This window comes from Thermomonas sp. (assembly GCF_025993755.1).
Taxonomy (GTDB): Bacteria; Pseudomonadota; Gammaproteobacteria; order Xanthomonadales; family Xanthomonadaceae; genus Thermomonas.
In genome coordinates, this window is the sequence record NZ_JAMQHN010000063.1 from 1 (window position 1) to 9,358 (window position 9,358).

Annotated in this window: 8 protein-coding genes; 4 read left to right on the plus strand and 4 right to left on the minus strand. The window is 64.7% G+C overall.

Translation table 11 applies throughout. The annotated features are described in order from the left end of the window. Positions 1 to 93 precede the first annotated feature (93 nt). Entirely contained in the window at positions 94 to 3,168 is a 3,075-nt protein-coding gene (locus Q0X16_RS04645; protein WP_297831185.1) for a TonB-dependent receptor, read from the plus strand. Between the two features lie 65 nt (positions 3,169 to 3,233). Here Q0X16_RS04645 and Q0X16_RS04650 read toward each other — a convergent pair whose 3' ends face one another. From Q0X16_RS04650 to Q0X16_RS04665, 4 genes are all read right to left on the minus strand, one after another. Beyond that, positions 3,234 to 3,797, minus strand: coding sequence for a lysophospholipid acyltransferase family protein (locus Q0X16_RS04650; protein WP_297831207.1), 564 nt, complete (start codon positions 3,795 to 3,797; stop codon positions 3,234 to 3,236). A gap of 56 nt (positions 3,798 to 3,853) precedes the next feature. Beyond that, a complete protein-coding gene (arfB, locus tag Q0X16_RS04655) occupies positions 3,854 to 4,267 on the minus strand; it encodes an alternative ribosome rescue aminoacyl-tRNA hydrolase ArfB (protein WP_297831188.1) in 414 nt (137 codons plus the stop codon). Positions 4,268 to 4,342: 75 nt separating this feature from the next. Next, on the minus strand, positions 4,343 to 5,065 hold the full coding sequence (locus Q0X16_RS04660; protein WP_297831191.1) for a pseudouridine synthase: 723 nt from the start codon (positions 5,063 to 5,065) through the stop codon (positions 4,343 to 4,345). Further along, on the minus strand, positions 5,058 to 5,984 hold the full coding sequence (locus Q0X16_RS04665; protein ID WP_297831194.1) for a cation diffusion facilitator family transporter: 927 nt from the start codon (positions 5,982 to 5,984) through the stop codon (positions 5,058 to 5,060). The genes Q0X16_RS04660 and Q0X16_RS04665 overlap by 8 nt, the downstream gene beginning before the upstream one ends. Before the next feature lie 186 nt (positions 5,985 to 6,170). Between Q0X16_RS04665 and Q0X16_RS04670 the strand changes: the two genes are divergently transcribed. The 3 genes from Q0X16_RS04670 to Q0X16_RS04680 all read left to right on the plus strand — a co-directional run. Beyond that, positions 6,171 to 8,051: an RHS repeat-associated core domain-containing protein gene (locus Q0X16_RS04670; protein ID WP_297831197.1), complete on the plus strand. Its 1,881-nt coding sequence runs from the start codon at positions 6,171 to 6,173 to the stop codon at positions 8,049 to 8,051. 12 nt (positions 8,052 to 8,063) lie between these two features. Beyond that, positions 8,064 to 8,360: a hypothetical protein gene (locus Q0X16_RS04675; RefSeq protein ID WP_297831201.1), complete on the plus strand. Its 297-nt coding sequence runs from the start codon at positions 8,064 to 8,066 to the stop codon at positions 8,358 to 8,360. 328 nt (positions 8,361 to 8,688) lie between these two features. Next, on the plus strand, positions 8,689 to 9,358 hold a 670-nt coding region (locus Q0X16_RS04680; protein WP_297831204.1), incomplete at its 3' end, for a hypothetical protein.

The window sequence follows — 9,358 nt, forward strand, 5'->3', positions numbered from 1 at the left end:
ATTGCACGCTGGCGGGGGGGGGGGGGGATTTCTCGCATCCGTTCGTCATGAACGCTGAACGGCGCCGTGCGCGCTCCCTGGGGAAAACCGACAATGCATCCTTCACGATCGTTCCGCCGGCTGGTGCTGGCACTGGCTTGCTCCGCCGCCCTTGCCGCACAGGCGCAAACCGCCACCCGCATCGACATCCCGGCCGGAGATCTGGCCTCGGCGCTGGCCAGCTACGCCAGCCAGACCGGCACCCAGTTGATCTATCGCGCCGACCAGCTGCACGGCGCCCGCAGCAACGGCCTGAAGGGACAAACCGCTTCGCCGCAGGCGCTCGACGCACTGCTCTCGGGCAGCGGCTTCCGCGCCCAGCGCGATGCGTCCGGCGCGGTGCTGATCGTCCCCGCAGCCGCGACACCCGCAGCTCCGGCGCGCCAGCCGCGACCCGCCCCGTCCCCGCCGCAGGCCCAGACGGAAGGCCCGGTCACCCAGCTTGAAGCCGTCCAGGTGACCGGCTCGCGCATTCCCCGCGCGCAGATCGAAGGGCCGGCGCCGATCACCGTGGTGTCGTCCGACCAGATCCAGGCCGCCGGCTTCACCAGCGTGCCGGAAGTGCTGCGTTCGCTGAGCCAGAACAGCGGCAGCGTGCAGGGCCAGCAGAACACCACCGGCGCGCAGTCCACGCCCGGCGCGCAGGCGGTCGACCTGCGCGGCATCGGCCCCAACCACACCCTGGTGCTGATCAACGGCCGGCGGGTCGCGGACTTTCCGCTTCCGCTGGAAGGCAAGAGCAACTTCACCGACATCGGCAACATCCCGCTCGGGATGATCGACCGCATCGAGATCCTGACCGGCAGCGCCTCGGCGGTGTACGGTTCGGACGCGATGGCCGGCGTGATCAACTTCATCCTCAAGAAGCACGCCGACGGCACCACCATCGACTACCGCTACGGCGACACCAGCCACGGCGGCGGCCAGTCGCACGACCTGACCCTGACCACCGGCTTCGAGCGCGGCAACTTCAGCGGCATCGTCGGGCTGGAACTGCAGGACAAACGCCCGCTGTGGGGCTTCCAGCGCAGCATCCAGGACTCCACCCTCGACGCGCCGACCACGCGCCGCCGGCTGCCGCGGCTGACCGCCCAGATCTACGATTGGGACGACGATATCAACATCGCTCCGGCCGACAACTGCGCGGCCCTGTCCACCCTGGCCCAGGGTACGGTCGGCTTGAGCTTCGATCGCTGGGGCGAGCCGTACTGCGGCAGCCCGCGCGCGATTGCCTACCGGACGATCCAGAACCAACGCAAGGGTGTCAATTTATACGGCTCCTTCGAATACCATTTCTCCGGCACGCTGTCGTGGTTCGCCGACGTCCAGGCGGGGCGCCAGACCGTGCGCCTGCTCACCGGTACCAACGGCAACGACGTCAACAGCGACCATATGGGCTGGCAGTTCCAGGATCCGGTCGCGACCGACAGCAACGACGGCATGTTCTTCAACGCCAATACCGGCCACTACGAGATCTGGACCCGGGAATTCACGCCCGAAGAGGTCGGCGGCCTGCGCAACCGCATGAACACCACGGTCGAGAAAACCTTCGCGCTGACCACCGGATTCAAGGGACTGATCGGCGAAAACTGGGACTGGGAGCTGTCCTACAACCACACCCAGTACTTGGCGCGCGTCGAAATGCCGCGCATCCTCGCCAACGCCGCCAACACCTATTTCCTCGGCCCGCGCCTCGGCTACGACGCCGACGGCTACGCGATCTACGCGCCGGATCCGGCCAAGCTGTTCACCCCGCTCACGCCCGAGCAGTTCGCCGCGATCGGGGTCATGTCGGTGTTCCGGCCCAGAGCCGAAAACGACAACCTCGGCTTCACGGTCAGCAACCCGGCGCTGTTCACCTGGCCGGCGGGCGACGTCGGCTTCGCCGGCGTGGTCGAATACGGCAGGCAGTCGTACCGGATCAATCCGGATCCCATGGCGCTGACCGACACCGACTACTACGGTCCGCGCTACGGCGATGGCCACGGCAGCCGCGATCATTGGGACGTGGCCGGCGAACTGCGCATGCCGTTGTTTTCCACCCTGCAAGCCAGCCTTGCGGGCCGCTACGACCAATACAGCTATGGCGGCAACAGCCCCGGCAAATTCACCTACAGTCTTGGCCTCGAGTGGCGTCCGCTCGACACCCTGCTGCTCCGCGGCTCCTACGGCACCGGCTTTCGCGCGCCCGACATGCACTACCTGTTTGCCGGCAGCGATTACTACCGCCGGACGTCGACCGACTACTTCCAGTGCCGCACCGACGCGCCGGGATTCAGCAACGACGACTGCTACGACGATGGCACCTGGGACATCGCCACCCGCGATGTCTATTCCGGCAACCGCAAGCTGCAGGTCGAAACCAGCAGGTCCGCCACGATTGGCTTCGTCTGGTCGCCGACCTCGAACTTCGACCTCGCCATCGACTACTACAGCATTCGGATCGCCAACCAGGTCCAGACCCAGAGCCGCGACCTGCTGCTGATCACCGATGGCGACTGCCGGCTCGGCGTCACCGACAACGGAGCACCGGTCGACATCCATTCGCCCAGCTGCGTGGACGCCATGGCGCGCGTCGTCCGCAACGCCAACGGCGAAATCACCAGCGTCCTGTTCGGGCCGATCAACATCGCCCACGAACAGACCTCCGGCATCGACCTGACGTTCAACTACCGGCTGGAAACCGCCGCAGCCGGCACCTTCCGCTTCAACGGAAACTACAACTGGACACGCCGCCACACCCGCCAGGTGTATCCGGGCGATCCGACCGAGAACATGCTCGCCGTCGACTTTTCCGACACCACCCTCCCGCGCACCAAGGGCAATCTCGGCGTGAACTGGGAACTCGGGGCGTGGGGCGCCAGCCTGTTCGGCAACTACGTCGGGCGCGTCGCGAACTGGGCCAACGACGCGTGGACGCCGTCTACCTGGCGCTTCAACGCCGGCGCACGCTACAGGATCAACGACCGTTTCCAGGTCGCACTCAGCGTCGACAACCTGTTCGACAAGATGCCGCCGAAAGACCCGACCTGGGCCAACTACCCGTACTACGACACCTCGTGGTTCGACAGCTTCGGCCGCAGCTTCTTCCTCCAGCTCACCTACAAGTTCGGCGGCCAGCCGCTGTAGCGACCCCATCTTCGCAGGGTCCGGCCACCTCCGGGATCCGACGAGTGCACCGGTGAAACCGGTGATCAATCCGGCTGCACCACGTCGTGGTTCCTGCCCTTGAACGGCGCGTACCAGCGCTGGATGCGGGCGATGTCCGCTTCCATGTCGTCGGTCAGCTCCAGCGGGGCGCCGATGACGATCCTCCGGTTCGGATAGTCGAACGCCGCTGGCACCACCGGCACGCCGGCGCCGTGGGCGATCTTCCAGAACCCGGTCTTCCAGTGCGGCACGCGCCTCCGCGTGCCTTCCGGCGCGATGGCGTACCAGATCACGTCGTGCGCCCGCATCACGGCGATCGCCTGTTCGATCACGCCCAGCGGCGCGGCGCGATCCACGGGGATGACGCCCTGCCAGCGCAGGATCTGGGCCAGCAGCGGGACTCGGAACAGCGTGTGCTTGCCCAGCACCGACAGCCGGATGCCGACCGCGACCTTGACGGCAAATCCCCAGAGGCCATCCCAGTTGGAGGAATGGGGCGCGGCAATCAACACCGCCTTGGGCAGGTTGGGAAATGTACCCGTCACCCGCCAACCGCCGACGCGCAGCAGGGTGCGCGCGAGCCATTGGGCAAACGCATTGCGCGGCATCCGCGGCACCGCCGCGGGCAAGGCCAGTGCCGTGCTGCCTTCCCCCTGCGCCCTGCTCAATCCCACCCCCGTCCGCTGCGCCCCTGCTTGATGCCCGCCCGTTCGCGCTTGGCGTCCAGGCGACGCTCCTTCGAGGCGCGGCTCGGCCTGGTGGCGATGCGCGGCTTGGGCGGATGCAGGCCGCTTTCGATGAAGGCGGCCAGCCGCTCCCGGGCGTCCTCGCGGTTGCGTTCCTGGGTGCGGAAACGCTGCGCGGACAGGACCAGCACGCCCTCGGCGGTCAGGCGCCGATCGCGCCGCGTCAGAAGACGCGCCCGCACCGCTTCCGGCAACGACGGCGAGCGCGCCACGTCGAAGCGCAGCTCCACCGCCGTGGCCACCTTGTTGACGTTCTGCCCGCCCGGCCCCGATGCGCGCACGAAGCGCTCGCCCAGTTCGCTCTCATCGATGACGATTCGGCCAATGCGCATGGGAGGAATCTTACCCGTCAGCGATTCGAGCCACCAAAGGGCTGTTTCGACCCGGATGGACGCGGAAAGGGCGGTTCAGAACCGCTCCGGAAATTCGCCTTGGCCCGCGTCGAACAACGCCAGCGCTCTGGCGAACTCGGCATCCGGCGGCGCGACGGCTTCGACACGTTCGCCCGTATGCGGGTGTGTGAACGCCAGCCGGCGCGCGTGCAGCAGCATGCGATGGATGCCGAGCCTACGGAAGCTGCGGTTGTGGCGGCCATCGCCGTGGCTGGTGTCGCCGATCAGGTGATGGGAAAGATGCTTGAGGTGGCGGCGGATCTGGCGAAAACGCCCGGTGCGCGGGCTGGCGCGCAGCCAGGCGTAGCGCGAGGTGGCAAACGCGGCCGAAGCCATCTCCAGTTCGCAGGTGGCCAGCACTTCGAAATCGGTCTTCGCCGGCTTCTTCAACGGCTTGCCGGGGCCGCCATCGAGCGCGTGATCGACCGTGAAGGCCGCTTCCGACGGCCAGCCGCGACAGATCGCCCAGTAGTCCTTTTCCACCCCACCCGACATCAACTGCCTGCCCAGCGCGGAGGCGGTCTCGCGGTCGAAGGCCAGCAGCAGGCAGCCGCTGGTGGCGCGATCGAGGCGGTGGACGAGGAAGACCGGCCGGCCGAACTGGTCGCGCAGGCGATCTGCGGCAAAGTCGGTCTCGCCGCGCGCCAGCGCGCTGTCGTGCACCATCAGTCCGGCTGGTTTATTGACCACGGCCAGCGCGGCGTCGGCGCAGAGCACCTCAAGCGCCGACTCAGTCATGCACGCCTTCGTCGCCACAGTGACGGGCTTCGACCTGCAAGGTGGCGTGCTCGATGGCAAATTCCGCGTGCAGCGCCTCGGCCACCCGCGTGCGCACGGCATCCGGCCCTCCGGAGCCATCGCACAGGACCACGTGGGCCGTCAGGATCGGCTCGCGCGAGCCAAGCGCCCACACATGCAGGTCGTGCACCGCAGCCACGCCGGGCACCGCCAGCATGGTCGCTCGCACCGCATCGACGTCCAGGCCCGCCGGCACGCCCTGCATCAGCACATGGACGGCCTGCCGCAACAGGATCCAGGTGCGCGGCAGCACCCACAGGCCGAGCAGCACCGCGACGACCGGATCCACCCACGTCCAGCCGGTGAAATGGATCAGCACCGCGCCCGCGATCACGCCCAGCGAGCCGAGCATGTCGCTCCACACCTCCAGATAAGCGCCCTTGACGTTGAGGCTTTCACCGGCACCGGCAGCTAGAAGCTTCATCGCGGCAAGATTGGCCACCAGCCCCACGCAGGCCACCACCAGCATGAAGGTCGAGGCCACCGCTTCGGGCGTGCGGAACCGCTGCATTGCTTCCAGCAGGATGTAGCCGGCGACAAGGAACAGCAGGCTGCCGTTGACCAGCGCACCGATGGCTTCCATCCGCGCATAGCCGTAGCTGCGCCGCGCATCGGCCGGACGGCGGCTCATCCGTACCGCGAACAGCGACACCCCCAGCGCGGCCACGTCGGTCAGCATGTGGGCCGCGTCCGACAGCAGCGCCAGGCTGTTGCTGAGCAGGGCCCCGCCCACTTCCACCAGCAGCACGATGATGGTCAGGGCAAACGCGATCCACAGCGGACGCTCGTGCCTGATCGTCGTCGGCACATGGCTGTGCGCGCCGGCGTGATCGTGATCGTGGTCGTGGCCTGCGGCCATCGTGGCATCCGGAACGTGTGCGTGTCGCCACCCTAGCGACGGCAGCGGCGGTTATACAATTTCAGGACACAGAGTAATGGTGACGGGAACTGTTGATTTCATGCCGGACACCGGGATACCCGCAAATCCCCATTTCCCTGATCTTCCAGTAGGATTTTTCCCAGAACGCTGACCCAAGGCCCGCCGTTGCCCATTGCCGCCGCCATCAGGACGCACCGCCGCCGAGCAAGGCCTGCCCGACAGTCAGCGGCTGCACGACACCGTCCTTCGCGCCTGCCTGCCACGGCAATTGCCCCCGTCACCAACACCTGGAGCTACAACCGCCGCCGCCTGCCCACGGCGGAGACGCAGGCGCCGGACGGCACCCGCAGCTGGAGCCTGAGCTACGGCTACAACGCCCAGGGCCAGCGCACCAGCGAGACCGCCCCGGACAACGTGACGACCACCTACACGGTCAACGCCCTCGGCCAGACCACGCAAATCAGCGTGAAGGTCAAAACCAGCACCACGACCGTGGCCAGCAACGCCAGCTACTACCCCAATGGCGCCTTGCAGCAGTTCACCTACGGCAACGGCATCACCCACACGCTGACGCAGAACGCCCGGCAACTGCCGCAGCACAGCCAGGACGGCAGCGTGCTGGACCTGACGACGACGTTCGATGAAAACGGCAATGTGGCAGCCATCGTCGATGGCACCGCCAATGCCCGCCAGAGCCGGAGCATGACCTACGACGGGCTGGACCGGCTGACGCAGGTGCAGTCGCCGATGTTCGGGACGGCGAGCTATGGCTACGATGAACAGGACAACCTGCGCCATGTCGGGATCAGCGGCGGCAGCCAGCCGCGCGACCACACTTACTGCTACAGCGCCGACAACCGGCTGGAGTTCGTGCGCAGCGGCCCCAATTGCACCGGCACCGCCAGCCCGGCGGTGATCGCGCTGGGCTACGACGTACAAGGCAACCTGCAGTACAAGAACGGAACGGCCTACACCTTCGACTACGGCAACCGGCTGCGCAGCACGGCAAACCAAAGCTACCGCTACGACGCCGCAGGACGACGCGTCCGCACAGACAGCGCAGGCAGCCAACTGCAATACAGCGACTATGCCAGCGACGGGCGGCTGGTGTGGCAGCGGGACGAAGCCGCAGGCAAGCGGATCAACAACGTCTATCTGGCGGGGAGTCTGGTGGCGGAAGTCAGCCGCAGCCTGACGACGGACGCGGCGACCTACCGCTACGTCCACACGGATGCGTTGGGTAGCCCGATTGCGAAGACCAGCAGCACGGGCGCAGTTCTCGAGACCAGCGAGTACGAGCCGTATGGAGCCCTGCTGAACCGGGCCAATGATGACCGGGCGGGGTATACCGGGCATGTGATGGATGCGGCCAGTGGGCTGATCTATATGCAGGCGCGGTATTACGATCCGGGCATTGGTGGCTTCCTGAGCGTCGACCCTGTCAGTGCCACTAGCGTCGGTGGGAACTTCAATCGCTATTGGTACGCCAACAACAACCCCTATCGCTTTACCGATCCTGATGGGCGCTGTCCGCCTGAATCCCCATGCTGGTGGGATGTGCCTGGACAAGTTGGAAAGTGGTTTGCAGATCTAGCACCGCTTTCGATGGATGCCGCATATGGCTCTTATGCGGCGGGACGTGATGCATTACCTGACCACTATCAGAAGGCAGGCGAGTTCATTCTTGTGGTTCAGACCGCTGCACTCCCTGAGCTTGGTGCGGGTCTTGCACTGGAGTCAAGGGCGATCAGTGCTACGACCGCAGCAATGCGTTCGGAAGTTGCCGCAAAAATCATAACTGGAACTGGCGAGATTCGGTTAAGTGAAACTGCGGCTAACAGTGTCGCGAATAGAAATTACGTGACCCCATTGTCGGTGAGAGAGACGATAATTGGAGGTACGAGAACTGCGGATCCCCAAGGTGTTGCAGGGAGATTTATGTATACAGTTGACGCAGCCTACAAAGGAGCCGTTGGTAAATTTGAGGTTCTAGTGAACGAAGTCGATGACGTAGTTGAGCATGCAGTTTTCAAACGTCAGAAATAATGGTGAATTCAAATGAAATTGCATGAGGTCGCATGTTTAATAGAGTCATTTGTCGGCAAGAGCTTGTCGGCACAAGATTTTTGCATCGCGTTTGAAGGCGCTTGGAATTTCAGTATTGATAGAACTGAAATATCGCCGAAGGTATGTGAGACATTGAATCAATTGTTCGATGAGGTGGTGCTTTTTAGTTCCCTACCAAGAGAGAAATGGGGGTATCCGAAATATAGGGATGCGAATGAAATTTTGCTTGCTGCGGAATCTGCACTGGTGGAGTTAAGGCGCGGGGGGACAGCAGAATGTACAAGTTGAGTAATTACCCGACACTGGGCTGTCGGTAGTAGCGGTCAGGCGACGAGTTTCTCAGCTTCGGATTCGGTTGTCTCCTCGGGTTCGAAAACAAACACCGGGACACCCGCAATTCCCCATTTCCCTGACCTTCCAGTAGGATTTTTCCCAGAGCGCTGACCCAAGGCCCGCCGTTGCCCATTGCCGCCTCCGCCATCAGGACGCACCGCCGCCGAGCAGGGTCTGCCCGTTGGTCGAAAAAACGGGGACACCCACAAATCTCAGACGAACACGGGTCGCCCACTGAAACACAATGGAAAAAATAATGATGTCAGGGGCAATTAATTCAGACATGGATGAGTGGCGGATGATTTCACGTGGCGGACAGGCGTTGGCCTGTGGGGGACTCTTCGCGTTGGGACAGCTCGTGCCCCTGCCCGCACTGGCGCAGGACGCCAGTTATCAGACGGAATACCAGAACCGGATTCGGATGGCAGGGGCGGTCGAGGCGCTCGCCGATTCGCCGTTTGGCGAATCGATCGACCTGTATTCCGGCCGGGTTGCGTTTGAACAGACGGATCTCGTCCTGCAAGGCACCGGGCCGGAGATCGTCGTTGCCCGCAAGTCGATCAGCGGGGACCTCAGCGCGGTGGCGCCACTGCGCTATAGCGGATTTGGCGATTGGCAGCTCGAGCTGCCAGAAATCACGACGCTGGTGCCTGCCGCATCGAAGTACGCGGCAGAAGCCGGAATATGGAAGACCTATTCGAGCCCCGGTATCGATACGTTCCAGCGCTGCACGAGTTTTGGCGCGGTGGCGACATCGCCTCCTGGGTACGCCGGATTGCATACCGGCGGGATCTACTCTGGGGCCTGGTGGTACGGCTATGAATTGCGGATTCCCCGCCACGGCGATCAACTGATCCTGGAGCGCAGGGCTGCCCCCGCCCCGACCGGCGGGTTTCATCCCGGCGTCACCACCGGCCACTGGCAGATCGGCTGCCTGCCGCAAACATCCAACG